This window comes from Sphingobium sp. B10D7B, from assembly GCF_025961955.1.
Lineage (GTDB): Bacteria > Pseudomonadota > Alphaproteobacteria > Sphingomonadales > Sphingomonadaceae > Sphingobium.
The window spans coordinates 2,752,882-2,777,073 of sequence record NZ_JAOQOQ010000001.1; the positions used below are offsets into that span (position 1 = coordinate 2,752,882).

22 protein-coding genes are annotated in these 24,192 nt (G+C 63.5%); 12 read left to right on the forward strand and 10 right to left on the reverse strand.

The window, feature by feature from the left end:
• Nucleotides 1-36: 36 nt before the first annotated feature.
• Complete coding sequence (locus M2331_RS13025) at nt 37-2,598, reverse strand: TonB-dependent receptor (RefSeq protein WP_181560670.1); 2,562 nt, start codon at nt 2,596-2,598, stop codon at nt 37-39.
• A 197-nt stretch (nt 2,599-2,795) separates the two neighbouring features.
• Here M2331_RS13025 and M2331_RS13030 point away from each other — a divergent pair, with 197 nt between their 5' ends.
• Complete coding sequence (locus M2331_RS13030; protein WP_181560671.1) at nt 2,796-3,851, forward strand: mandelate racemase/muconate lactonizing enzyme family protein; 1,056 nt, start codon at nt 2,796-2,798, stop codon at nt 3,849-3,851.
• Nucleotides 3,852-3,866: 15 nt separating this feature from the next.
• Here the strand turns inward: M2331_RS13030 and M2331_RS13035 are convergent, their stop codons facing one another.
• From M2331_RS13035 to M2331_RS13045, 3 genes are all read right to left on the reverse strand, one after another.
• On the reverse strand, nt 3,867-4,583 hold the full coding sequence (locus M2331_RS13035; protein WP_181560672.1) for a ThuA domain-containing protein: 717 nt from the start codon (nt 4,581-4,583) through the stop codon (nt 3,867-3,869).
• Nucleotides 4,583-5,611, reverse strand: a complete 1,029-nt coding sequence (locus M2331_RS13040; RefSeq protein WP_181560673.1) for a 6-bladed beta-propeller — start codon at nt 5,609-5,611, stop codon at nt 4,583-4,585. The genes M2331_RS13035 and M2331_RS13040 overlap by 1 nt, the downstream gene beginning before the upstream one ends.
• A gap of 142 nt (nt 5,612-5,753) precedes the next feature.
• Nucleotides 5,754-6,053, reverse strand: a complete 300-nt coding sequence (locus M2331_RS13045) for an antibiotic biosynthesis monooxygenase family protein (protein ID WP_181560674.1) — start codon at nt 6,051-6,053, stop codon at nt 5,754-5,756.
• Nucleotides 6,054-6,293: 240 nt separating this feature from the next.
• Between M2331_RS13045 and M2331_RS13050 the strand changes: the two genes are divergently transcribed.
• The 8 genes from M2331_RS13050 (at nt 6,294) to M2331_RS13085 (ending at nt 15,539) form a co-directional block, all read left to right on the forward strand.
• Nucleotides 6,294-7,445, forward strand: coding sequence for an iron-containing alcohol dehydrogenase (locus M2331_RS13050; RefSeq protein WP_181560675.1), 1,152 nt, complete (start codon nt 6,294-6,296; stop codon nt 7,443-7,445).
• A gap of 50 nt (nt 7,446-7,495) precedes the next feature.
• Nucleotides 7,496-8,893, forward strand: a complete 1,398-nt coding sequence (locus tag M2331_RS13055) for a spinster family MFS transporter (protein WP_181560676.1) — start codon at nt 7,496-7,498, stop codon at nt 8,891-8,893.
• A 38-nt stretch (nt 8,894-8,931) separates the two neighbouring features.
• Nucleotides 8,932-9,840 (forward strand): amidohydrolase family protein, encoded by a 909-nt coding sequence (locus M2331_RS13060; protein WP_181560677.1) that lies wholly within the window; start codon nt 8,932-8,934, stop codon nt 9,838-9,840.
• Nucleotides 9,841-9,844: 4 nt separating this feature from the next.
• The gene (locus tag M2331_RS13065; protein WP_181560678.1) at nt 9,845-11,209 is read left to right on the forward strand and encodes a hypothetical protein; all 1,365 of its coding nucleotides are present in this window, start codon (nt 9,845-9,847) and stop codon (nt 11,207-11,209) included.
• A 17-nt stretch (nt 11,210-11,226) separates the two neighbouring features.
• The gene (locus M2331_RS13070) at nt 11,227-11,496 is read left to right on the forward strand and encodes a hypothetical protein (protein WP_181560679.1); all 270 of its coding nucleotides are present in this window, start codon (nt 11,227-11,229) and stop codon (nt 11,494-11,496) included.
• A gap of 116 nt (nt 11,497-11,612) precedes the next feature.
• Nucleotides 11,613-12,758, forward strand: a complete 1,146-nt coding sequence (locus M2331_RS13075; RefSeq protein ID WP_220128561.1) for an isopenicillin N synthase family dioxygenase — start codon at nt 11,613-11,615, stop codon at nt 12,756-12,758.
• Between the two features lie 550 nt (nt 12,759-13,308).
• Nucleotides 13,309-15,357 (forward strand): carbon starvation CstA family protein, encoded by a 2,049-nt coding sequence (locus tag M2331_RS13080; RefSeq protein ID WP_181560680.1) that lies wholly within the window; start codon nt 13,309-13,311, stop codon nt 15,355-15,357.
• Nucleotides 15,354-15,539, forward strand: a complete 186-nt coding sequence (locus M2331_RS13085; RefSeq protein ID WP_181560681.1) for a YbdD/YjiX family protein — start codon at nt 15,354-15,356, stop codon at nt 15,537-15,539. Before M2331_RS13080 ends, M2331_RS13085 begins: the two co-directional genes overlap by 4 nt.
• Before the next feature lies 1 nt (nt 15,540).
• On the opposite strand, the gene M2331_RS13090 is transcribed toward M2331_RS13085, so the two are convergent.
• The 4 genes from M2331_RS13090 to M2331_RS13105 all read right to left on the reverse strand — a co-directional run bounded on the left by M2331_RS13090 (nt 15,541) and on the right by M2331_RS13105 (nt 18,532).
• Nucleotides 15,541-15,750: a hypothetical protein gene (locus tag M2331_RS13090; protein WP_181560682.1), complete on the reverse strand. Its 210-nt coding sequence runs from the start codon at nt 15,748-15,750 to the stop codon at nt 15,541-15,543.
• Between the two features lie 86 nt (nt 15,751-15,836).
• Nucleotides 15,837-16,187 carry a DUF2200 domain-containing protein gene (locus tag M2331_RS13095; RefSeq protein WP_181560683.1) on the reverse strand — a complete coding sequence of 117 codons (351 nt, stop codon included), beginning with the start codon at nt 16,185-16,187 and terminating at the stop codon, nt 15,837-15,839.
• 114 nt (nt 16,188-16,301) lie between these two features.
• Nucleotides 16,302-17,483 (reverse strand): MFS transporter, encoded by a 1,182-nt coding sequence (locus M2331_RS13100; protein WP_181560684.1) that lies wholly within the window; start codon nt 17,481-17,483, stop codon nt 16,302-16,304.
• Between the two features lie 14 nt (nt 17,484-17,497).
• Nucleotides 17,498-18,532: an aldo/keto reductase gene (locus M2331_RS13105; protein ID WP_181560685.1), complete on the reverse strand. Its 1,035-nt coding sequence runs from the start codon at nt 18,530-18,532 to the stop codon at nt 17,498-17,500.
• Nucleotides 18,533-18,619: 87 nt separating this feature from the next.
• Here M2331_RS13105 and M2331_RS13110 point away from each other — a divergent pair, with 87 nt between their 5' ends.
• Both M2331_RS13110 and M2331_RS13115 read left to right on the forward strand, forming a co-directional pair.
• Nucleotides 18,620-19,525, forward strand: a complete 906-nt coding sequence (locus M2331_RS13110; RefSeq protein ID WP_181560686.1) for a LysR substrate-binding domain-containing protein — start codon at nt 18,620-18,622, stop codon at nt 19,523-19,525.
• 145 nt (nt 19,526-19,670) lie between these two features.
• The gene (locus M2331_RS13115) at nt 19,671-19,904 is read left to right on the forward strand and encodes a hypothetical protein (protein ID WP_181560687.1); all 234 of its coding nucleotides are present in this window, start codon (nt 19,671-19,673) and stop codon (nt 19,902-19,904) included.
• Nucleotides 19,905-19,925: 21 nt separating this feature from the next.
• On the opposite strand, the gene M2331_RS13120 is transcribed toward M2331_RS13115, so the two are convergent.
• The gene (locus M2331_RS13120) at nt 19,926-20,933 is read right to left on the reverse strand and encodes an alcohol dehydrogenase catalytic domain-containing protein (protein WP_181560688.1); all 1,008 of its coding nucleotides are present in this window, start codon (nt 20,931-20,933) and stop codon (nt 19,926-19,928) included.
• A gap of 171 nt (nt 20,934-21,104) precedes the next feature.
• Here M2331_RS13120 and M2331_RS13125 point away from each other — a divergent pair, with 171 nt between their 5' ends.
• On the forward strand, nt 21,105-21,728 hold the full coding sequence (locus M2331_RS13125) for a class I SAM-dependent methyltransferase (RefSeq protein WP_181560689.1): 624 nt from the start codon (nt 21,105-21,107) through the stop codon (nt 21,726-21,728).
• Between the two features lie 164 nt (nt 21,729-21,892).
• Here M2331_RS13125 and glf read toward each other — a convergent pair whose 3' ends face one another.
• Nucleotides 21,893-24,154 (reverse strand): UDP-galactopyranose mutase, encoded by a 2,262-nt coding sequence (glf, locus tag M2331_RS13130; protein ID WP_264592391.1) that lies wholly within the window; start codon nt 24,152-24,154, stop codon nt 21,893-21,895.
• Nucleotides 24,155-24,192 lie beyond the last annotated feature (38 nt).

The window sequence follows — 24,192 nt, forward strand, 5'->3', positions numbered from 1 at the left end:
CCTCGCCAGCGCTGCCGGCGAGGACTGGGCGTTGAATTAGAAAGTCTTGCTGACCTTGAGGTACCACTCCCGCGGCGCGGCAGGCTGGCCTTGGCTGCTGGCGAAACCGATGCTGCTGTAGATGAAGTAGTTGCGATAATAGGCCTTGTTGGTGAGGTTCGTCGCACCCAGCGAGACGGACAGGCCAAGATCGTCATTCTGGTACGTCAGGCGTCCGTTGAAGGTCGAATAGGCCTTCTGGAAATAGGCGGGATCGACCGCATCAAACGGAATGCTGCCGGTGTAGAACCAGTCCAGTCGCGGGGTGACCGAGCCGGCCAGCGACGCGACGGGCACGCGGTATTCGATCCCCGCATTGGCCGTCCATTCGGGAATGCCGATCCCCACTGCGGTCAGGCGATTGGTGATGCGACCCGGCGCATTCAGATCCGGCGATGTGAACTGCGAATAGCCAAGCGACCCGTTGATCAGCAGGCCCTCGACCGGCCTCGCCTCGAGTTCCAGCTCGAAGCCCTTGGCCTTGCCCGGCAGGTTCACGAAGAACGTCCGGCCAATGCACTGCACACCCTGACCGGCTGAAGCCTCCGCAGGGGTGCGGGCACGACAGGTGGTAATGCCATTGCCATTAGCGACATCGGGAATGACGATCTGTGTGCCCGGCAATGGGCCACCGTTGGTGCCGATCTGCGCTTCCTGACCGCTTAGGCCGAAGATGCGCGTCTTGTAATCGGTGTAGAAGGCCACCGCGTTCAGGCGCACCCGTCGGTCGAGAAACTCGGTCTTGATGCCGAGTTCATAGGCCTGCGTGCGATCGCCGGGATATTGCTGATTCTGCGAAGGCTGCAGCGGCCGCCCATTGAAGCCAGGGGCTTGCGAGCCGGTGGCCGCCGACACATACGCGATGGTCTGGGCATTGAGTTCATAGGTCAGCCCGGCCTTCCAGTCGAAGCGGCTCTCCTCGGGTTTGACATTGAACGTCAGGTTCTGGGAGAAGTTGGAGTTGCCGGGATCGCGATCGTCCAGATTGGAATAATGGACCTCCTTCGCATCCTTCGAGTAGCGGCCGCCCAACACGACGGACAGGCGCTCGAACGGACGCACAGTGACATTTGCGAACACCGCCTTGCTGGTGGGCTCGTAGGTCGTGTTCTGATATTTGAGGAAACCGTTCCACGGTGAGTAGGTGACGGCCCGATTGCGGCCATCGGCATCGAACAGGAAGACACCGGCAACCCAATCCAGCCACTGGTGGCGCCCGGAAAGCCGGGCTTCCGCACTGATATATCGGGAGGTGATCGTCGCCAGCGTGTGTTCCTGCACCAACGGCGAGCCATCGGTATCGAACGCATGCGTGTCGCTGAAATTGCGATAGCCAAGGATGCCGGTGAATTCGATATCGCTCGTCAGGTCGATGGACAGCTTGCCGGAAACGCCCCAGTTCACGACATCCACGCGCGGGCTGTAGCAGACCCCGCCATGATTGGGATTGCCGTTGTAGAAGGTGCTGCCGGCAACCACCGTACCGGCGCCAACCGGATCGCAATAGGTCGCATAAGTGGAGAAGCGGTTGCCGGTCAGAAACCTGTTATCATAGGCCACGCCCAGCAGGTTGGCCTGCCCGACCCAGGACGCGCGCGTCGCGGCGCGAGAGGCATTGGTCGCGATCAGAGTATCGGCGACATTCTCCGACTGATCCTGAATATAATCGGCGGACAGAGTGAAGCGGATGCCGTCGCTCGGCTGGAATTTCAACGCGCCTCGCACCGCGCGCACGTCTTCGCCACCCAGCGTCCCGACCTGACAATCATCGGGCCGGTTGTTGGGAGAAGAGGCCAGCGTCTGGTCGACATAGGGGATGCGTCCCGCCAGCTGCGGCGTGCCATTGGCCTCCATCTGACACCGGAAATCAAGCCGCTTCACAAATCCGTCGCGCTTCTTGGAGAGAACGGAGAGCGACATGCCGAGCTTGTCCGCCACGATCGGCAGGTTGATCCCGGCGCGGAAATCGCGGCGCTTGTAAGCGCCGACCGTGACGTCCACGAAGCCGGAGGCCTCGGTAAGGCTGGGCTGCTTGCTGACGAGAACGACGCCACCGGCGAGCGCGTTGCGCCCGAACAGCGTGCCCTGCGGGCCGCGCAACACCTCGACATGCTCCAGATCGAGCAAGTCGAAATTGGCGCCGAGCAGAAGCGGATAGTAGATGTCGTCGATATAGAAAGCGACGGCGGCCTCACCGGCCAGGCTCGTATCGCGCGAACCGATGCCGCGAATATAGGTCGTTACCCCCGGGCCGAAGGCACCCTGCGCCCGCGAGAAGGTGGCGTTGGGCACGACCTGCGAAATCTCCGCTGCCGACTGGATACCGCGTGTGGCGAGCGTGTCGCCCGTGACGGCAGTGATCGCAATCGGCGTATCCTGCACATTGGTCTGCTGCCGGGTGGCGGTCACGACGATATCGGAAAGGCCATTCCCCGCCGTGCTGGCCCGATCGGTTGTGCCTTGGGTCTGCTGCGCCTGCGCCGCTGCGCCGGCGCTCACCGTCGCAAGCAACATGCCGGTCAACATCATCCCCGCCTTCTTGCTAATAGCCTTCCGCATTTCACCCTCCTGAACCCCGCTTTTCTTTGCCTCGGGACCTAAACCATATGAGGTGGGCCTGCGCGCACTTATCCGTTTCGGAAGTTTGCCTTGCGGATTGGCCGGGACAGTCGGCTCTTTATTGCCCGCGCCCCACCGGCGATGCAGACAGGCGCCCGAACTCTGGGCACGGTGCCGGGGTCGAACGGGAGAGCGGCATGAAGATCACCGGCGGCAAGGTGATGGGTGCGACGGTCAATTTCGAAGGCGTGATGGCGGGAACGCACATCGTGGTGCGCCTGATGACCGACCAAGGCATCGAGGGCATCGGCTCTGTCAGCCGGGTGAACCCGCGCACGCTCAAGCCCCTCATTCTGCTGATCGAAGCGATGGTCGAGAGCCTCATAGGGCATGAGGCGGAGGTCGAACCCATTCACGACCGGCTCACACGCCCCCTCCTCGGCGCGCCGGTCAGCGGGCTGGAGTTGCGCGCCGCCAGCGCAATCGATGTCGCCCTTTGGGACATCAAGGGAAAGGCGGTCGGTCAGCCGGTCTGGAAACTGATGGGCGGGTTTCGCAACCGGTTGCCCGTGTCCGCCAATTGGGGACTGATGCCCGGGCCGCCCAAGGACGCGCTCGCCGCCCACATCGCCGACCTCCTTGGCCGGGGGTTTCGGGCGATCAAATGTCCGGTCGGCTTCGCCCCGCTGGCGACGGCAATCGAGCATGTCCACTTCGTGCGGTCATGCGCCGGGCGGGACGTACGCATCATCGTCGATGGCAATTTTCAGTGGACAGCCAAGCAGGCGCTGCATTTCGCGCGCGAGACGGAGGCGGACGATCTCTATTGGATCGAAGACCCCGTCGCCTATTATGATTATGACGGCATGGCCTTCGTGCGGGCCAACACGAGGCAGGCGATCTGCGCCGGCGAAGTGTTCCAGCACCCCCACGAATTTCGCGCCCTGATGGAGAAGCGCGGCAGCGATTATGTGATGATCGACCAGGACCTCGGGCTCACGGGCTTCCTCAAGGTCGCCCATATGGCGCAGGCCTACGGACTGCCCGTGGTGAACCACCTCGCGCCTGAAACACTCAGCCATGCAATCGCCGCCGTCCCAAATGGATTGATCGTGGGTCTTGTCCCTTGGGCGCAACCGCTGTTCCGCGAGAAGCTGCAGGTCGAGGATGGCGATCTGATCCTGTCCGATCGGCCCGGCCTCGGGCTAAGCTTGGATGAGGACGTACTGGAGCGGAACGGCCCCGGCGCCTGAAGCACCGGCTCTGCTCTAGGCGAAAGGACGCCGCCGCGCGGCCCACTCCACGCCGCGCTGGATCAACGTCTTGAACACGGGGTCCTGCCAAGGGCCGCGATGATCGGGCTGGTCGGGCCGATCCGCAAAGGGTTTGTCATAGGGGCGATTGGCGTGCCCCAGAGCCAGATACAGCAGGCCACCCTCGCCGACATGGCGCCGATACATCAACGGCCAATTCTTGGTTTCCATCATGCGCCCGCCAAAGGCCTCGCCGCCCCAGTGGCATTGCAACAGAACCTCGATATCATCGCGCACCGTCTCGACGCAGTAGAGCTCGTCGTCGATCTCGAAGGGCGCAATCCCCTCGAGCAGCGGGTCTTCCGGACGAGCGGTGTCTACCCGGAACCGCTGAAAGGGCGGGTGCGTTATGAACCGCGTGCCCATGATCTGCGGCACAGTCTGATTGTCCCCCACCGAATTGCTGGCATGGAGCGCGAACCAGCGTCCACCGCGCTCCAGAAAGGCCCGCATGGCGCTCGACGCCGCTTCCGAGACCGGCACTTGCGAGGTGTAGCTGACAACCATGTCGCAGCGCGCCCATGCATCCACATTCTCATAATCGATGAAGCAATCTGTGCGAATGCCGCCGGCATCATACAGCGCCTGCGCCAGGTTGATCCGGGCGTAATCAAAGTCGTGATTGCGATGGGGGCTTCCGCAAACCAGGTTTGCGAGCAGCGGCAGCGCCATCAGCGATCGACCCTGCGGAACTTCTGGATCTGGTGATCGATGCACGCCTCGCGCGCGATGCGATTGAAGCCGGAGCCAAAGGAGACCGAAACCTCGGCCACATAGAGGCTGCCTTGCGAATCCAGCGCCAGGGCGTGCGGCGCGATAAAGTTGCCCGGGGCCGAGCGGGCGTTGGAATCGGCACCCCATCGCGCGACGATATTGCCCTGCGGCGCAAACACCGTCACGCGGCCGGGCAGATCCCTGTCCGCAAAGCCATGCGTGAAAGACCCTTGGCCGGCTTCCATCGGCCGCCAGAGTTCGGAGACGTAAATCAGCCCCTCGTCGTCCACCACGACGTCCGTCGGGCGCAGCACGTCATCCCAGATGGCGATGAACTTGCCGGAGCGGTCGAAGAACTGCAGGCGGTCGTTCTCGCGGTCGCAGACGATCACATTTTCCTGACGATCGAGCGCGATGCCATGGGGGAGATGAAATTCGCCCGGGCCGGTCCCCACCTCGCCCCAACTGTTGAGCAGTTCGCCTTTGGGCGAGAAATGATGGATGCGCGCATTGCCATATCCGTCCGCGACGAACATGTCCTTATTCTGCGCGATGCACACATTGCAGCAGCAGTTGAAGCCATCCGCAGAGCGCTCCACATACTCATTGTGATGGATCTGCGGCTTCCGGCCTTTGATCGATCCATAGCCGGTATCGCTGACCTTGCGCGGTTCGCCCAGCATCCACTGGAAATTCCCCTCTAGGTCGAACACCCGCACCACGCTGTCCTGATCGTCGGTGCAGTAGACCAGGTCGTCATGGATGGTGATGCCATGGGCGCGATTGAACACGCCATCGCCCCATTTGTAGAGGAAGTTGCCGTCTGAATCATACACCATCACCCGCTCTCCCTTGCGGGTGTGGAGGAAGACCCTGTCCCGGGAATCGCAAGCGACGCCGGCTACGTCCTCATGGCTGAATTCATCACCGGCAGGACATTTTTCCCAATTGGGCACGACTTCGAATGTGATTGAGCCAGTGGACATGGTTTCTTCCTGTGTGGGCCGTCCGCACGGAACAAGGCGGCCTGAAAGGGGGAGGACAGGACCGCAACCTAGGAAGCCCTCCCCGGAGCCACTTGCCCGGGCCGGAAAATGATGCTGCCCCTCGCGGTATGCGGCGGCGCGATCAGAAAAAGCGGCCGACCGTCTGGCTATGCTCCACAAAGGGCGGTTCGACGAAATAAGGGCCGGCGAGCGCCCGCCACTGGAGGAAGCCGTCGGACTCCCGGAAGCCGACCATATGGTCTTCGACGCTGTCCCATTCCACGCGCAGGCGATAACGGGCCGGGTCTTCGATCACCCGCTCAAGTGTCATGCTGTGTGAGCCCTTGGCGGCCCGCAAAATAGCCGCCGCCTGTGCCACGGCCAGCTCGAAAGCCTCCGCCTTCGCCGGATCGATGGTGAGATGTGCGATTTCGGTGATCATGATCTTCTCTGTCGACGTTGCTGCCAGCAGCCATGACTGCCCATGGCCACCGGCCCGCGCTTATCCGTCGCGGAAGTTCGCTGTGCCTTTTCTACGCCCGACGCCTGGTTTGCAGGAGGCCCACAGGCGGGGCGCCAGACATACCGCGACGGGCATCTGCAACTTCCGGCCAGGGTAAGTGCCGCCCGGCAGGCCATGTCATCCCGATCCTGCAAAATCACCGTCAGGAACGCGCCGACCATGAGTCCCCAGCAGATCAGCATGAAACAGGTGGCGCTCCTCCATTTCGGGCCGGATGTGTCGGCGCGGTTGGTCGATGATCTTCTCAAGATCGGTTCGAAGTCTGCCCTTATCGTGACGACGCCACCGGTACGCGACGCCGCGGAGCGGGTCGCCGGCCCCTTGCGGGCGCAAGGCTTGCGCACCGAAATCTGGTGCGACAGCGGCAGCGAGCCATCCGTAAGCGACTTCGAGGCCTTGCTGGCGACAGCCCAAAGTCGGGCCGCAGATGCCGTCATCGGCATCGGCGGCGGCAGCTCGATGGATCTTGGGAAACTCGCCGCCGCCCTGCTGGATGGCCGCCAGACGATCGCGGATGTTCAGCGCGACGGCCTGTCTGGCCCGCGCAGATGCTGGCTCGCGTGCATCCCGACCACCGCCGGCACCGGCAGCGAGGTTTCGCCCATTGCCATCCTGCTGGATGAGAATGACCTGCTCAAGAAGGGCGTGGTGAGCGAGCATCTGGTGCCGGATGCCGCCTATATCGACCCGATGCTCACGATGTCGATGCCGCCCGCCGTCACTGCTGCGACCGGGCTAGACGCGCTGACTCATTGCATCGAAGCTTATGCCAACCGCTTTGCCCACCCGGTGATCGATACCTTCGCGTTGGCGGGCGTGCGGCTGGTCTTCCGCAGTTTGCTCAACGCCGTGCGCAATGGCAGCGATGTGCAAGCGCGGACGGACATGGCGCGGGCCAGCTTCTATGGGGGCCTATGCCTTGGCCCGGTGAACACGGCCGCCGTTCATGCGCTGGCTTATCCGCTCGGCGGTGAGTTCCATGTCGCCCACGGCGTGTCGAACGCCATCCTTCTGCCGCACGTCCTCGCCTTCAACCTGCCAGCAGCGGAGGCACGCTATGCCGACATCGCGATGGCGGCTGGCGCGGATGGCAACGGAACGACGGCCGAGATCGCGCGCGCAGGGCTGCGTTTAATCGAAGGATTGTGCCGCGATTGCGGCGTGCCCATGCGCCTCTCCGACCATGGCGTGCCGGCCGATGCGCTGGACCGGATGACGGATAGCGCAATGACCGTCACCCGCTTGCTGGACCGCAATGTGCGCCCCGTCGAATGGCGTGACGCGCGCCAAATCTACGGCGCTGCATTCTGAATCGACATGCGGATAGAAGATAGAAAACAACCGGCTTTGGGAGACGATTTTTGACTGTCCATCACGATGCGCATGATCCTGGCGTTTCCCAAGCAACCGCTGGTCCCACGCTTGGCGCGCCGGCAGATGACACGGACATGCCGACCCGCGGGCAAGCGCATTATTCGCTCTTCGTGCTGACGGTCGTCGTCCTGTTCACGGTCGTGGATCGTCAGGTTCTCGCATTGCTGATCCTGCCCGTGCAGCGCGATTTCGGCATTTCCGATACGCAGGCGGCTCTGTTGCTGGGCGCGGCCTTTTCGCTGACCTATGCAATCGCCGGCCTGCCCATCGCCCGCATCGCGGACACCCGCAACCGCCGCAACATCGTCGCCGCCTGCATCGCTTTCTGGAGCGGTGCCACGATGCTGTGCGGTCTGGCTCAAAACTACACGCATCTCTTCCTCGCGCGCATGGGCATCGGCGCCGGCGAGTCGGGCTATGGCCCGGCGACCTGGTCGATCGTGACGGACTCCTACCCACGGGAAAAGGTGGCCTTTGGAACCGGTGTGCTTTCCATCGGCGCGACGGTGGGCACGGGCCTTGCCCTCTTCATGGGCGGCGCGGTGCTCGCGATGGTCGAACACTTCCCGACCGTCAGCCTGCCCTTCGGCGGCACGATCCGCCCCTGGCAGTGGGCCTTCATCATCGTCGGCGCGCCGGGCCTCATCTGGGCGCTCGTCGTGCTGACCACCAAGGAACCAGCGCGGCGTGGACTGAAAGGCCGTAAGCTGAAAAGCGTCCCGGTGAAGGATGTCGCCCGCTTCATGCGCGATGACTGGCGCGTCTATCTCGCTGCGATCGGCGGCCTCGCCATGAAGCTGCTGATGGTTATGGGGATCTCGCAATGGATGCCAACGCTCTACCACCGCGAATTCGGCTGGGAGCTGTCCGATGTCGGCATGATCACGGGCGGGATCGCCATGGTCCTCTCGCCCATCGCCCTGCTGCTCGGCGCGCGCGTCTCGGAACGCTGGATGAAGCAGGGGCGCTCCGACGCTAATCTGCGCATCGTCTTCTACGGCCTGTGCGTGTCGGTGCCCTGCTACATCGTCGCGCCGCTGCTGCCCAATCCCTGGATAGTGCTGACGCTTCAATCGGTCGCCGTGTTCGTTTCCGCCATGGGCGCCGGCCCTGCTATCGCCGCCTTCCAGCTTGTCACGCCCAACAGCATGCGCGCGCAGGTCAGTTCGGTGAGCCAGTTCTGCACCAATGTTCTGGCCTTTGCGGTGGGCCCGCTCCTCGTCGCGATCCTGACGGACTATCTCTTCCGCGATCCGCAACTGCTCAACTACTCCATCTCGCTCAGCACTGCCCTGCTTGGCCCATTGACACTTTTGATCACCTGGCAGGGCCTCAAGCCATTCGCCCGCAGCGTCGACCGGATGGCGCTGGAGGCCGGGCAATGAGCGCGCAAGGTCAGACCCACGGAGGAGACCCCGACTGCATGGCCCCGATCGACACGCTCGAAATCATCGACGCGCAAATCCATGAGCCTTTTCCTGCAGTTCGGCTGGACGGGGCAGACATGCACCTGTTGACAAGGATGCAGATCGAACTCGCGCGCGAAGCGATGGACGCGATCGGCGTCGACCGGGCGCTCGCCGTCACCGACGACGCGTTTATCGAACTCGCCAGCACCCTCTTCCCGGGGCGCTTTCCGGGGGTCCATACCTTCTTCCCGATCGTCGACGACTTCGGCCCTGCTGTCCGCAAGGTCGCAGCCAATCCCGCCATGGTGGCAGGGCGCGCATTGGTCGGAAACTTCGCGACAGCGGAAATGCGCCCAGAGTTCGATACCGGAAAGTTCGATACCCTTTATGCGGCGGCAGAAGAGGTCGGCCTGCCCATCTTCAACTCCACCCACGGCGGATGCGCGCGCATGGCGGAGATTGCCGAACGGCATCCCACCTTGACGCTGATCATCGACCATATCGGCGTCGCGCAGCACCCCGTGTCGCCGCCCGAGACGATGTCCTGGGCGACCTTCCCCGACCTGCTCGACCTTGCCCGCTACTCCAACATTGCCGTGAAGCTCTGCGGCGCCCCGCTCCTGTCGGAAGAGTCTTACCCGTTCGAGGATCTGTGGCCGCGGCTCGACCAGTTGATTGCCGCGTTCGGCGCGGAGCGGATCATGTGGGCCAGCGATTATACGCGCTTGCGCACGGCCGATCTTCCCCGCGGTGCCCGCCCACGGCGCCGCGGACTGACCTATGCCGAGAGCCTCAACTTTCTGCTGCGGAGCGACCGGCTGAGCCTTGCGGACAAGCGCCTGATTTTCGGCGGCACTGCAACCCGCCTGCTGCGCCTGCCGCCCATCGGCACGGACTGGCCAGTGCCCGAGATGCGATGGTAGCGGCATGACCGATGCCGAGACCCTGCTGGCTCAGGTCGAAGAAGCCTGCAAGCGGCTGAAGATCGCCCAGACGACATTCGGGCGGCAGGCTGTCAACGACGGCAAGTTCGTCAGCCGCCTGCAGCAGGGCGGCCGCGTGACGCTCCAGACGGTAGAACGGGTCCACCGCTTCATCGCCGAGCAGGGCGGGCCATCGGCAGCGACGTTGCGATCGGCCATTATCGGTCGCGCCGAGATGAGCGTCGAGCACAGCTTCCGCTTCTACGACAACCGCCAGAAATATCTGATGTTCGTGAACACCTCATCGGAAAAGCAGGTGATCGCCGACCGCGCGTTGCAGCAATTGGCCCTTGCCCAGCCCCGTCCGCCCGCGATCCGCTTGTTCGATGGGGGCGCCGGCGATGGAACCGCACTTACCCGGCTTCTGCGCGGCGCGCACCGCCGTTACGCTTGGCTACCTTTCTACATCGTCGCGAAGGAAATCAGCCTCGAAAACGTTCGACTGATGCTGGAGAAAATGCCCGACAGGTTTCAGGAGCATCCGGCGACGGTGCTGGTCGTCACCAACCTGCCCTATACCGAGGCCCCTTGGCTCAACCCGCGCAATCCTGTGGACGCCAGCCGGATGGTCTGGGAAGAAGTGCCGCTCGATGGCACCACCGCCGGCGATTTCGAGGAGGCGATCGCCGAGCTTCAGCCATTTCTGGAACGCAACTGGCGCGTGCGCCGCAGTGCCGCCACAGGGCGCCCGCTGCATGAAGTCCCCGCCGTCCTCATCCTGTACCGCCGCGACCATCGGTTCGCGCTCGACGCGGTCATTCCACGTCGGGGCCGGGCCAGTGCCGATTTCGACTTCGTACTACTGTCCCAACCCTATAGCGCGCGGGCAGAGCTGTCCTTCAAGGCGGAGAAGATCGTCGCGCCGCTCGCCCGCGCGTTGCGCCTGAGCGGGCAGCTGATGGGCGTGCATTCCTTTGGTGACGATCCGGGCATGGAGTTGATTCAGACCATTTGGCCGGACGAAGCCCCCTTCGTCCACAAGCGGCAGATACTGATGGCCGCTGTCCAGGCCGAACTCGGCCGTGACGCGCGCAAATTCCAGCTTCACGATCTACCCGATGAGCGCTCGGTGTTTCGCTATGGCATCCAGACGCTGGATACCGAAATCGATCAGTCGATCGGCTCCTCCACGCTGCTCGCGGCCTGGAATGCCGCCAGCTACGTGGCGCAGATCGAAGACGACCGGCTGTCCGTGGCGATGAACAGCGATCGCTATCTCGAGGCCACCCGCCAGACGCTGCGCAAATATGGCGGGCTGTGGTTCCAGAACGAAGCCTACATCATCTCCCGTCGCGCAGACCTGGGATAGCCATGGAAAGAAGACATATGGATAATCACGCGACCTGCCCATTCTGCCACGCGCACTGGACACAGGAGATGATTGATCAGCTCGAAAGATTTTCGAGTGCCGGCGGCTGCGCCTGTTGCAGCCTGACGCCAGACCTTGTGGCCCACCAGCCACTGGAGACGCCCAAACGCGACCTGTGCTGCGCGACTTGTGGCAAGGCGATCTACCTCGCGCCAAATCTCTTCCGTCACCATATTGAAGAGATTCAGACGCAGCTCAAATCCGATGTAAATCTCTTCTATTTCTGAATATATTTCCATCACTGGAAATATAGATTCATAATTTTCGAAAGGTGGGATTTATCCCAACGACGGTGGGAACGAATGTGGTTTACCCACCGACACGGTCGTTCAAAATCAACACCATGGATCAGCCAACGCGATCATTGCCCGCCTGGACAATGACTGCACGCTTGGCGACACAAATGGAGAGTATGATGTTGGACGTTCTTTCAGATCTTGCGGCCGAAAAAGCCGGCGTTGACGATCAACCCGCACAGGGTGCCGATCTGCCTGACACCCTGCCGGTCGTGGACATCTCCAGACTGCAAGGCTGCGCGCGAGACCGTGAGATGCTGATCGCACATCTGAGGAGCGTTCTGCACCGTTTCGGCTTCTTCTACCTTAAGGGTCATGGCGTCGACCCCGCGCTGTGCGCCGCAGCCCTCGCCGTCTCCAAGCAGTTCTTCGCATTGCCGGAGGAAGACAAGCTCGCCATTGAAATGATCAGATCGCCGCATTTCCGGGGCTATTGCCGGGCCGGCATGGAACTGACAGGCGGTAAGCCCGACTGGCGCGAGCAGGTGGATTTCGACCGCGAGGAAGCCCCGCTGCCCACTGGCCCCGACACACCCGCCTGGCATCGCGCCATTGGGCCCAACCAGTGGCCCGATGCCCTGCCGGAGATGCGCGGCATCATTCTGGCCTATCAGGCGGAGGTGACGCGGGTCGGGATCGAAGTCCTCCGCGCGATCGCCCTGGCGCTCGGCCAGAACGAAGATGCCTTTGCGCCCATGTACAAGTCGGGCCCACGCCAGCATCTCAAGATCGTGCGCTATCCCGGTCGCGATCAAGCCACGTCGAAACAGGGCGTCGGCGCCCATAAGGATGGCGGGCTGATCACCATCTTACTGCAAGACGTGCTGCCGGGTCTGCAGGTCCAGCATGAGGACGGATCGTGGATCGATGCGCCGCCTGTGCCGGGCACATTCGTCGTGAACACCGGAGAACTGCTTGAACTGGCCACCAACGGCTTCGTCCACGCAGACGTCCATTGCGCCACCTCACCAGAGCCCGGCACGGCGCGCTATTCCATTCCGTTCTTTCTCGGCGCGAGCCACGAAGGCAGCATCCCCCTGATCGAACTGCCCCCCGAACTCCGCGCAGTCGAACGCGGGGTGAGTTCAGACCCCGACAACCCACTGTTTCGCGACGTCGGCATGAACCACCTCAAGGCGCGCTTGAGATCCCACCCTGATGTAGCAGCACGGTTTTACGCCGATTGCGTGTAATTCTGAAGCAGGTTCGTCAGCGCGAAGGCCGGTCATCGCCGGAGGACGGATAAGGCAAGGAATGCGGGCGGAACTCGGCGCTTTGTACTGCAAGTAATTCAGTTTGCCTGATCCCACTCTTATCCGTTGCTCTAAACGCCGCCCGCTGACGTTCAGCCTGCGGTGCCCTTGCTCCTGCCGGCCCATGCACTCTAGCGTCAGCCCGGGGTCAACGAGATAGAATGCCGCCGTGTTGCCATAGGTGCTGTTGGTGCCGACATTTGCGATCGGCGCGCTCACCATTGTCGAACGGGTTCTTGAGGTAGCGTCGCGATCGCTGGCCTCGAAGTCGACTCTGCAACCCCGCTGGGCCAGAAATTGATCGGGGGACACTCATCTCGAGGGAACACCAGCGCCACTGCGCACCAGCCCCTACTCTGTCATAGCCTTTCCGGGGCGCGAGCGAAAGCCGGCGGGGCCGGCTTGGAAAGCGTGTATTTCGCGCTTACGACAAACCATGCGTACAACGGGGCATTGCGGCGAATCCAGGATTGGATATCGAGGGGCGGACATGGTGAAGCATATTTTCTGGATCATCCTCGCGATCATCGGCGCCGTCTGTCTCGGCATCGTCGCCACGGCACGCGGCGAGGCGGTCAACGCGCTGTGGATTGTGATCGCCGCGGTCAGTATCTTCCTCGTCGCCTATCGTTATTATGCGCTCTACATCGCCCGGCACGTCATGCGGCTCGATCCTGCTCGCGCCACGCCCGCCCAGTATCGGGGCGACGGGCTGGATTATGTCCCCACGGATCGCCGCGTCCTCTTTGGCCATCATTTTGCGGCCATTGCCGGCGCCGGCCCCCTGGTCGGCCCGGTGCTCGCGGCGCAGATGGGCTATCTACCCGGCACGCTCTGGATCATCTGCGGCGTCGTGCTGGCCGGCGCGGTGCAGGATTTCATGGTGCTGTTCATCTCGATGCGGCGCGACGGAAAATCGCTCGGTGAACTGGTCCGCATGGAGATGGGGCCGGTCGCCGGCACGATCGCGCTGGCCGGCGCCTTCCTGATCATGGTCATCATCCTCGCAGTGCTCGCCCTCATCGTCGTGCGCGCACTGGCGGAGAGCCCCTGGGGCATGTTCACCGTCGCCGCCACCATTCCCCTCGCCCTTTTGATGGGCATCTACACACGCTGGATCCGCCCCGGTCGCATTGGCGAGGTCTCGCTGCTCGGTTTCGTGGGGCTGATACTCGCCATCGTGTATGGGCAATCGGTTGCCGCTTCCCCCGTTTGGGGGCCGATCTTCACCTTCACGCCCACGCAGCTCTGCTGGATCCTCATCGGCTATGGCGCCGTCGCCTCCATCCTGCCGGTGTGGCTGCTGCTGGCGCCGCGCGATTATCTGTCGACCTTCCTCAAGATCGGCGCAATCGCCGCGCTGGCGATCGGCATTGTCGTCATGGCCCCGCCGCTGCGGATGCCGGCGCTGACCCAGTTCGTCGGCGGGGGCGGTCCGGTCTGGTCGGGTGGCCTCTTCCCCTTCCTGTTTATCACCATCGCCTGCGGCGCCGTCTCAGGCTTCCATGCGCTCATCTCCAGCGGCACGACGCCCAAGCTCATCGCGGCCGAAACCGATGCGCCCTTTATCGGCTATGGCGCGATGCTGATGGAAGCGTTCGTGGCGATCATGGCGCTGGTGGGCGCCTCGATCCTCGATCCGGGCATCTATTTCGCGATGAACAGTCCGGCCGCGATCACCGGCGGCGATCCCGTGAGCGCAGCGGCCGCGGTCACCGCCATGGGCTTTCCGGTCTCAGCCGACACATTGGCCCAGACCGCCCGCGACGTCGGTGAGCACAGCATCGTGTCGCGAACCGGTGGCGCGCCGACCCTCGCCGTCGCCATGGCCGAGATTTTCAGCCATGTCGTCGGCGGGCCGGCAATGAAGGCCTTCTGGTATCATTTCGCCATCCTGTTCGAGGCGCTGTTCATTCTGACGGCCGTCGATGCCGGGACGCGCGCCGGCCGCTTCATGCTGCAGGATCTGATCGGCCTTGCCGTCCCCTCATTCCGCGCGGGCAACGCCCTGCTGCCGGGGGTGATCGCGACCGGTCTGTGCGTGGCCAGCTGGGGCTTCTTCCTCTATCAAGGCGTCACCGATCCGCTTGGCGGCGTGAACACGCTCTGGCCGGTGTTTGGCATCTCGAACCAGATGCTCGCGGCCGTCGCACTGATGCTTTCTACCGTGGTTCTCTTCCGGATGAAGCAGCACCGGTTCGCCTGGGTGACCGTGGTGCCCACACTCTGGCTGCTGGTCTGCACGCTGAGCGCCGGCGCGCTCAAGCTCCTGTCGAGCGATCCGGCCGTCGGCTTCCTCGCACATGCCCGGCGCTTTTCGGACGCCGCCGCGCGGGGCGAAGTTCTGGCCCCGGCGAAATCCATGGCGGAGATGAACGCGATTATCTTCAATGATCGGATCGATGCCGGTCTTTGCGCGCTGTTCGTCGCCGTCGTGCTCTCGCTGCTCTTCTTCACTATCCGGACCTGTCTGGCGAGCCTGCGCAATCCCGCTCCGACGGCACATGAAGCCCCGGCCCAGATGGTGCCGGCGGAATGAGCGGCCTGTGGCATCGGCTGCGCGCCACCGCGCGCTTGATGGTCGGGCAACCGCCTTATGAGGCCTATCTGGCCCATATGGCGCGTCACCATCCCCAGGCGGTACCGATGACGCGGACCGAGTTTTTCCGCAACCGTGAGCAGGCGCGTTATGGAGGCGCTGGCGGAGGCAAGTGCTGCTAGGTTATTCGGCGCCTATCTCGGAGCCAAAACCTGCATCCCGCATCTGCTTTTCGTCGCGCTCGGCCTTTCGCTGGCCATCCTCAATATAATCGCGCTCGCGGCCTTGTGGCTTATCGGTGTTCGGGACGACCGAGGGGTTGGACGGCTCGGGCCTGCCGTCCGGCATAGACCGATCCCGTTCCGGCTTTTGTCGAGGGTTGGGTTCTTCCATGTGTCTTCTCCGTTTCTGTTTTGGAAACGGAGGCCGCAGGAGCCAGTTCCGCGCACGTGTTCAACGGTGCGGCTTTCTCCATCATTCTATCCGCGCAGGATTTTTTCCATGCCCCTGCCCTTCGCGAGTTCGTCGATCAGTTTATCGAGATAGCGGATTTCGCGCATGGTGCCCTCCTCGATCGTCTCGACGCGCACCCCGCAGACTACGCCGGTGATCAGGGAACGCGCGGGATTCATGCAGGGGGCGGTTGCAAAGAAGTCCTCGAATGAGGTGCCGGCGGCCAGCACGCTATCGAGGGACTCTTGGCTGTGCCCCGTCAGCCAGCGCAAGATCTCGTCCACCTCTTCCTTTGTGCGCCCCTTCTTGGCTGCCTTGGCGACATAGAGAGGGTAGACGCTCGCGACGCTGACTGAATAGATACGATGCCCTGCCATCGGCCGCTCCATCACATGATCGTGCCCGAAGCATGAATAGAGGACCGGCGATAAGCAAGTGCTCTGCCGGAATGACCGTTCCGTGGCAGAGAGGTGGTCGCGTCTCAACACCGTTCAAGCATCGCAAATTTTCGGTTCCTGACGTTGAGGGGCCTGCGATGTCCACACCGCGGCCACGACGGCGATCAGGCCGATGACTGCGGCGCCGGCCCCTGCCAGGGCGACAGCGCGATAGCCAAGTCCCGCGGCGATGACAGCGCCACCGATCGCGGCGCCGATCGCGTTGCCGAGGTTGAAGGCGCCGATGTTGACAGCGGACGCCAGATTGGGCGCATCCGCTGCGGCAGCCATCACCCGCACCTGAAGCGGCGGGACGAGCGCGAAACTTGCGACGCCCCAGAGAAAGATCAGGATCGCGGTTGGCGCGGCGAAGGGCATCAGGACCGCGAACGCAACCAGCACCAGCGCCAGCCCGGCGAGCGTCACCATCAATGTGCGATCGACCGAACGATCCGCGAAGATGCCGCCCAGCCAGTTGCCCACCGTGAGCCCGACGCCATAGGTCACCAGCATCGCCGTCACGAACCCGAGCGACGCATGCGTTTCTGCACGGAGGATGGGCGCGATATAGGTGAACACGGTGAACATGCCGCTCGATCCGATCACGGTCAGCGCCAAGGCGGCGAGCACCGGGCCGCGCTTCAGCACGCGCAGCTCGGCAATGGCATTGCCGCCTCGGGGCGCAGGCAAGATCGGCAGGGTCAGCCGCAGCGCGGCGATGGTGGCAACGCCCAGTCCGGCGATCCCCCAGAACGACATCCGCCAGCCCAGATGCTCGCCCGCCCAGGTCGCGAGCGGGACGCCGACGACATTGGCGATCGTCAGCCCCATGAACATTGCCGCGACTGCACCAGCCTTGCGCTCGGGCGGCACGAGGCTTGCGGCCACGATCGCCCCGACGCCGAAAAAGGCGCCGTGGTTGAGCGAGGTGACGAGCCGCGCCGCCAGCAGCATCCCGTATCCGGTCGAGATCGCAGCCAACAGGTTGCCGAGCGTGAAGATGCCGGCGAGCGCAATGAGCAGCGTGCGGCGCGGTACCCGGCCAGTGGTCAGGGTCATCAATGGCGCGCCCAGCATCACGCCGAACGCATAGGCGCTGATGAGCAGGCCCGCGGTTGGGATCGACACGCCAAGATCGCCGGCGATGACCGGGAGCAGACCCATGGGTGCGAACTCGGTCACGCCGATGCCGAACGCGCCGATCGCCAGTGCGATGATGCCGGGATTCAGTTTCAAAAGGTTCACTCCCGTCAGACCATGGGGGGATTGAGCAGGGCAAAGCCGTCCTGCTGGCGGTAGGGCGTATGCGGATAGGGCGGCATGACGGCGCTGGCCGCATCCAGCGCGGCAATCTGTTCAGGCGTCAGAGCCCAGCCGACCGCACGCAGATTTTCACGCAACTGGGCCTCATCCCGGGCGCCGATGATGACGGAGGACACGGTCGGCCGCCCCAGCAGCCAATTGATCGCGACCTGCGGCACGGACCTGCCGGTTTCGGCTGCGACCGCCTCCAGCGCGCCGATCACGCGATAGAGATGGTCCTCCGCAACCGGCGGCGCGAATTGCTCTGTCTCATTCAAACGACTGCCCGGGGGAATCGGTCGGCCACGCCCAATCTTCCCGGTCAGCCGTCCCCAGCCGAGCGGGCTCCACACCAGCGCACCGATGCCCTGGTCGGCGGCGAGCGGCATCAGATCCCACTCATAGGCGCGCCCGATCAGCGAATAATAGACCTGATGGGCGACAAGGCGCGGCCAGCCATGGCGATCCGCCGCGGCCTGCGCCTTCATCACCTGCCAGCCAGGATAGTTGGAGACACCCGCATAGCGCAGCTTGCCCGCCGCAATCAGCCTATCGAGCGTGCCCATGACCTCTTCCGCCGGGGTGGACGCATCGAGCGCATGGAGTTGCAGCAAGTCGATATAATCCGTGCCCAGGCGCCGCAACGCATCCTCCACCGCGCGGATCAGCCGTGCCCGTGAGGCGCCCCAATCCTGCGGCCCTTCGCCCATCGGCAGGCCGGTTTTGGTAGAAATCATCAGGGCGTCGCGCCGCCCCTTGATTGCGGACCCCAGCACCTCTTCCGACGCGCCGTTCGAATAGACGTCGGCGGTGTCGAACAGGGTCACGCCCGCATCGAGACAGATATCGACCAGCCGCCGCGCTTCGGCAGCGTCGCTCTGTCCCCAGGCGCTGAACAACGGCCCCTTGCCGCCGAACGTCCCGGCGCCGAAACTCAGGGCCGATACGCGCAAACCCGAGCGCCCTAGTTGCCGATAATCCATGCTCGATCCTTCGATTGCGATTTCCACTCATAAATGGACCGCAGCGCCCCGCTGTTGTAGTGCGCATTCGAGCCAAGGATCTTTGCTATGGACGCAAAAGTTATTGAGAGTGGCGATCGCGCGCGCGCCATGGAGGTATTCGTCGCGGCGATCGATCGGGGCAGTTTTTCCGCCGCCGGCCGCGCGGTGGGCTTGACACCCTCGGCGGTGAGCCGCGCGGTCGACAGGATCGAAGCGCGACTGGGCGTCAGGCTCCTGCTCCGCTCGACCCGGGCGCTGACCCCGACGGCGGAAGGCCTCGCCTATCTCCAGGCCGCACGGCGCATCCTTGCCGATCTCGACGATAGCGAGCAGCAGATCGCCGATCAGGGCCTGCCGCGCGGACGCCTGCGGATCAGCGCAGCGCTGTCGCACGGGCGGTTGTGCGTGGTGCCGCTGCTCGGCCGCTTCGCGCAGGCTTATCCCCATATTCTGGTCGACATCGCGCTGACTGATGCGCTGGTCGATGTCGCGGCGGGGCAGGCCGATGTTGCGATCCGCTTCGGTCCGCTCGCCGACAGCGGCCTGACTGCGCGCAGGCTGGGTGAAAGCCGCCGCGTCATCATCGCCTCACCCGATTATCTGGCGCGGGCCGGGACCCCGCGCGTGCCGGAGGATCTGCATGGGCACAATTGCCTGAACTTCAACTTTCGCCGCAGTGAGCCAGTCTGGCCCTTCATGCGCGACGGGGAGGCGTTCTCCCTGGCGATGAAGGGGAGCATTGAAGCCAATAATGGCGAAACGCTCGGCCAACTCGCCGCACAGGGCGTCGGCATCGCACGGGTTGGCGCCTTCAGCGTCGCGCAGGAGATCGCCAACGGCACGCTCGTGCCGCTGCTGGAAGACTACAACCCCGGTGACGTCGAGCAGATCAATGCGGTGTTCGTCGGCGGCGCCAACCTTCCGGCCCGCGTGCGCGTCTTTGTCGACTTTCTGGTCGAGCATATGCGTTAGCCGTCGTGGACGAGACGACCGTTGTGCTTGCGCTCATGGCCCGGGGAAGCTGGTCGCCGATGACGCCCATGACGCGGGACAGCGCTGCGGATCAGGTGCTCACTCCTCCCTTGCGCGGGCCGCGCCGCAAGAGATAGGCAGCGCCATGACCCAATCTCAGCTGGCCGATATTCTTATTGCACGACTGGTCCGTGACCATGGCGGCACTCGCCAACGCTGGCGCAAGGTCGTCGGTCCGATCCGAATTTACGATCTCCGGACCCATCCCCATTGCAACTGGATGGTCGATGCGACCGGTTCGACCTCCGATATCGCAAAGGTCGAGAGCCTGCTCGATGAACTGCGCCAGAACCACCCCATCCTCACGGCTGACCGTTGACGCTGGGTTAGCGCCGAGGGCCTAGACGCCCGGCGCGATCAGCACCTTGCACTGCTCGCCGCGCTGTTTGAGGGCCTCGAAGACCGTGGGCGTATCGGCGAGCGCAATGGTGCTGGTGACCATCAGCCGGGGCGCGATGGCGCCTTGCTCCAGCGCGGCCAGGGCGGCCTCATATTCCTGCACGGTGAAGAAGGCACTGGTAACGAGGCGCACTTCCTTGCCGAGCATGGCGAAGGAGTTGAACGTGTCCGGCTTGGTGCACAGGCCCAGCAGCAGGATCGTGCCGCGCGGACGCACCTGGTCCACGGCTTGCGCGATCAGGCCGGGCACACCCACGCATTCGAAGACGATGTCGGCCATGCCGCCCAGACCCTGCACGGCACTTTCGACCGGGTTCTGCGGGTCCACCACGAACACGTCCGCGCCCATATCGTGCGCGCGCTGCTGCTGCGCGGTGGAGATATCCTGCACGGCCACCTTGGCGGCCCCAAGCCGCTTGGCCCAGAAGGCCACTGCAAGCCCGATCGGCCCTGCGCCCAACACCAGTACCTTGTCACCGGTTTTCAGGCCCGACAGGTTCACGCCGTGCAGGGCCACGGCCAACGGCTCGATAATGGCGCCATCCGCCAGCGTCAGCCCCGCAGGCAAGGGCACGCACTGGTTCGGGCGGGTGACGGCATAATCGGCATAGCCGCCGCCCTGCAGACCGAATGACGGGCACCACTGCACTTCGCCCTTGCGACAATGCTCGCAGTCGCCGCAGCTTTTGAGCGGGATGACCGAGACGAGCTCGCCCACCTTGCGCCCCTCCGTGTTCCGACCCAGCGCCACCACTTCGCCGGCGAACTCATGGCCCAGAACGTCGCCATGCTTGCATCCATAAGCGGCATCCTGCGTCATATGCAGATCACTGCCGCAAATGCCGCAGCGCCCGACCTTGACCACCAGTTCGCCCTCGCCGGGCGTGGGATCAGGAATGTCCTCGAACGCCAGCGGCGTGTGGAGCGCCTGAAAAATAATGGCTTTCACAGATTGCCCTTTCCTCTCTCGCCGAGGCCCGTGCCCGATGGGGACATCTCTATCTTATCCGCCTCAATGCTGACACGGCCTAACCGACTGCTCGCATCCAATAAAATGCCAAGCCCGGAACGGACAGCGCTCGATCACATTGTTCTTGAAGATTTCGGGAGGATATATGCCATGGCGAGCACGTCGCAGGACGGGAATGGTGGCTCACCGCATTGGACGACATTCCTCAAGGAGTTCGCCAAGGCACCCCTTTCAGTCGGCTCGCCCATTGCCACCTCGGCGGGTACCATCAAGCGCCAGCTAGCAGGGGTCGACTGGGCCAAAACGCGCCTGTTCGTCGAATATGGTCCCGGCACAGGTGAGTTTACCCGCTATATTCTTGCGCACCTGCCACGCGACGCCAAGCTGATCGCGATCGAAAGTGAGGACGGGCTTGCCGACCATCTTCGCCACACGATCGATGATCCTCGCTTTACGGTCCATACAGGATCGGCTCTCCAAGCTCGGGCCATCCTTGGGTACGACGTGGTCGGGCGGGTAGACTATATTCTCTCTGGCCTCCCCTTCTCCGCGTTGGATAAGTCCGACAGGGCGAGAATCGTGGAAGATGCCGCGCGCCTTCTCAACGATGACGGTGAGTTCCTCGCTTATCAGGTGCGTCGGACGATCGAACCATCACTCCGCGAAGTCTTCACACGAGTGAAACGGCGCCGGCGTTGGCTCAACATGCCGCCTTATCATCTCTATTGGTGTCGAGAGCCGAAGCGATCTCGCCCTTCGAACCGGGTGGACTGATCCGGGCGTCGCTCCCCACCACAATTGTTGGATCTCAGCGTGAGAGGCTCGGGTCTGGCTGTGCAATGGCCAAGGCCGCAGCATCTGTCTCACTGAAGTCCCCTGTCCTATCGCCCCGCAGCGGGCCATCAGATACTCCATGATCGCGCTTGCGCGGGACGCTCCTATTCAGCAGCGATCGCGTCGATATCATGGGCCGGCTTTGCCGTCCTCAGTTGCATCATGTGCCGCCGATAGGTCGCGAGCGCCTGGCCGACCACCTGATCCATATTATAATAGCGGTAGGTGGCGAGCCGTCCGACGAACAGGACATCGGGCGTGCCCAAAGCGAGCGCTTCATAGCGTTTGAACAGGGCGGCATTTTCCGGGCGCGGGATGGGGTAATAGGGGTCACCCTCGGCGCTGGGATATTCGTAGGTGATGCTCGTGCCGGCCGCGCTCTGGCCGGTCAGATGCTTATACTCGGTGATGCGCGTATAGGGTACCGCTTCGGACGGATAGTTGATGACGGCGACCGGCTGCAGCCATTCGGTGGCGCGGGTCTCGTGCCGAAACTCAAGCGACCGATAGGGCAGCTTGCCGTAGCGATGGCCGAAATATTCATCGATCGGCCCAGTAAAGACCAGCCGGTCATACCGCACGCGGGCAGCAACCTCCTCGAAGGTGACGCCAAGCTCCACGTCAATCAGCGGATGGTCGAGCATGGCCGCGAACATCGCCGTATAGCCCTCGGCCGGCATCGCCTGGAAGCTGTCGGTGAAATAGCGGTCATCCGTGTTTGTCCGCGTCGGCACGCGGGCCGTCACCGATTTGTCGAGTTCGGACGGGTCCATGCCCCATTGCTTGCGGGTATAGCCTTGGAAGAAAGTCTCATAGAGATGGCGCCCCACCTTGGAGATGACCACGTCGGCCGATGTGCGGATCGTCTCGACCGGCTCCGCCTGGCTCTCAAGAAAGGCCTCCGCCTCTGCCTCGTCCGCCAATGCCAGCCCGTAGAGGCTGTTCAATGTGTCGCGGTTGATCGGCATCGGCACCTGCAGCCCATCGACGTCCGCCAGGACGCGATGCTCATAGGGGTGCCAGCGCGTGAAGCGTGAGAGATAGTCGACGATGTCTTGACTGTTCGTGTGAAAAATATGGGGACCGTAGCGATGGACCAGAATGCCGGCCTCGTCATAATGGTCATAGGCATTTCCGGCGATATGGTCGCGTCGATCGATGACAAGGACGCGCTTGCCGCCGTCCGCCGCGAGGCGTTCCGCCATCACCGCGCCCGCAAAACCCGCGCCGACGACCAGATAGTCGTAATGGCGGGTGGGGAGCGGCGTCATCACCTCCGCGATGAGCGCCGACATGGCATCGACCACCTTGTCCCAGGAGAGGTCGGCGAGACACGCGTCTGCGCTCGCCCCCCACGGGGCATCGGCAGGCTCACGGGCGCGAGAGAGCGCCCGCTCGCACGCAGCCACGAATGCCTCGGGATTACCGGCGATCTCGACCGCGTCGAGCATGCCATAATGGCGCACGACATCGATGATCGGGGTGGAGACCACCGGCAGGCCGGCTGCCAGATATTCCGGCGTCTTGGTGGGAGAAATGAACTGCGTGGACGGATTGATGGCAAAGGGCATCAACGCGACGTCCCAGCCCCGCGCATAGTGCGGGAGCTCGCCATAGGCTTTGCTTCCCAGATAGGCGATGTTGGGCCGCTGCGGCAGATCGGCGGGATCGATCTTGACGACGGGGCCAACCAGCACCAGCGACCAATCGGGATGCGCATCGGCGACGGCGGCGAGCAGGGCGAGGTCCATCCGTTCGTCAATGACGCCGTAGAAGCCGAACCGCGGCCGCGCGAGAGCGGCCTGGTCGGAAGGATCCTCCCCCGGCAGGCGCGCCGCGGCAAAATGCGCGGCGTCGACGCTGGAAGGGAAAGCATGGACCGCAGGGTGGCGCGCGCGCTTCGCCTCGTAGAGACTGTAGCCGCCAGTGAAAACCAGATCGGCTCTCTCGAACAGCTCGGCTTCAAGTTCCGCCAGCTGGGGGGGCGCAAACCGGAAATTCGCCAGCTCATCCATACAGTCATAGATCGTGCAGACCGCTTGGAGATGCCGCGAGAAGGGCAGCATCATCGGCGTATAGTACCATGTCACCAGCGGCTCGGCATGATCGCTCAGATGGGCGTCGAGCAGGTGCCGCAGGGTGACCTGGCTTTCCGCATCCGTCAGGCCTTCCGGGAGGTGCGGTGTCGCGACCGTGATGTGCGGGGCGGGCGTCCTCAGCTCCAGCCAGGCATCAGCGGTCTCGCCGCTGACGAGCGGTTCCTCCCAGAAGGTGACCGGCTGACGATATGCGAAACGCGACATAAGATGTTGCGGGCGCTGGAACACGAAGTCCCAGCGCAGATGCGAGAAGCACATCAGCGTCATTATTGGTGGCTTTCGAGGCTAGAGCGGAATGAACCTGT

Coding starts and splice junctions, on each gene's coding strand:
- M2331_RS13025 (WP_181560670.1), bottom strand. CDS start 2,598: ATGCGGAAGGCTATTAGCAAGAAGGCGGGGATGATGTTGACCGGCATG.
- M2331_RS13030 (WP_181560671.1), top strand. CDS start 2,796: ATGAAGATCACCGGCGGCAAGGTGATGGGTGCGACGGTCAATTTCGAA.
- M2331_RS13035 (WP_181560672.1), bottom strand. CDS start 4,583: ATGGCGCTGCCGCTGCTCGCAAACCTGGTTTGCGGAAGCCCCCATCGC.
- M2331_RS13040 (WP_181560673.1), bottom strand. CDS start 5,611: ATGTCCACTGGCTCAATCACATTCGAAGTCGTGCCCAATTGGGAAAAA.
- M2331_RS13045 (WP_181560674.1), bottom strand. CDS start 6,053: ATGATCACCGAAATCGCACATCTCACCATCGATCCGGCGAAGGCGGAG.
- M2331_RS13050 (WP_181560675.1), top strand. CDS start 6,294: ATGAGTCCCCAGCAGATCAGCATGAAACAGGTGGCGCTCCTCCATTTC.
- M2331_RS13060 (WP_181560677.1), top strand. CDS start 8,932: ATGGCCCCGATCGACACGCTCGAAATCATCGACGCGCAAATCCATGAG.
- M2331_RS13065 (WP_181560678.1), top strand. CDS start 9,845: ATGACCGATGCCGAGACCCTGCTGGCTCAGGTCGAAGAAGCCTGCAAG.
- M2331_RS13070 (WP_181560679.1), top strand. CDS start 11,227: ATGGATAATCACGCGACCTGCCCATTCTGCCACGCGCACTGGACACAG.
- M2331_RS13075 (WP_220128561.1), top strand. CDS start 11,613: ATGGATCAGCCAACGCGATCATTGCCCGCCTGGACAATGACTGCACGC.
- M2331_RS13080 (WP_181560680.1), top strand. CDS start 13,309: ATGGTGAAGCATATTTTCTGGATCATCCTCGCGATCATCGGCGCCGTC.
- M2331_RS13085 (WP_181560681.1), top strand. CDS start 15,354: ATGAGCGGCCTGTGGCATCGGCTGCGCGCCACCGCGCGCTTGATGGTC.
- M2331_RS13090 (WP_181560682.1), bottom strand. CDS start 15,750: ATGGAAGAACCCAACCCTCGACAAAAGCCGGAACGGGATCGGTCTATG.
- M2331_RS13095 (WP_181560683.1), bottom strand. CDS start 16,187: ATGGCAGGGCATCGTATCTATTCAGTCAGCGTCGCGAGCGTCTACCCT.
- M2331_RS13105 (WP_181560685.1), bottom strand. CDS start 18,532: ATGGATTATCGGCAACTAGGGCGCTCGGGTTTGCGCGTATCGGCCCTG.
- M2331_RS13110 (WP_181560686.1), top strand. CDS start 18,620: ATGGACGCAAAAGTTATTGAGAGTGGCGATCGCGCGCGCGCCATGGAG.
- M2331_RS13115 (WP_181560687.1), top strand. CDS start 19,671: ATGACCCAATCTCAGCTGGCCGATATTCTTATTGCACGACTGGTCCGT.
- M2331_RS13125 (WP_181560689.1), top strand. CDS start 21,105: ATGGCGAGCACGTCGCAGGACGGGAATGGTGGCTCACCGCATTGGACG.
- glf (WP_264592391.1), bottom strand. CDS start 24,154: ATGACGCTGATGTGCTTCTCGCATCTGCGCTGGGACTTCGTGTTCCAG.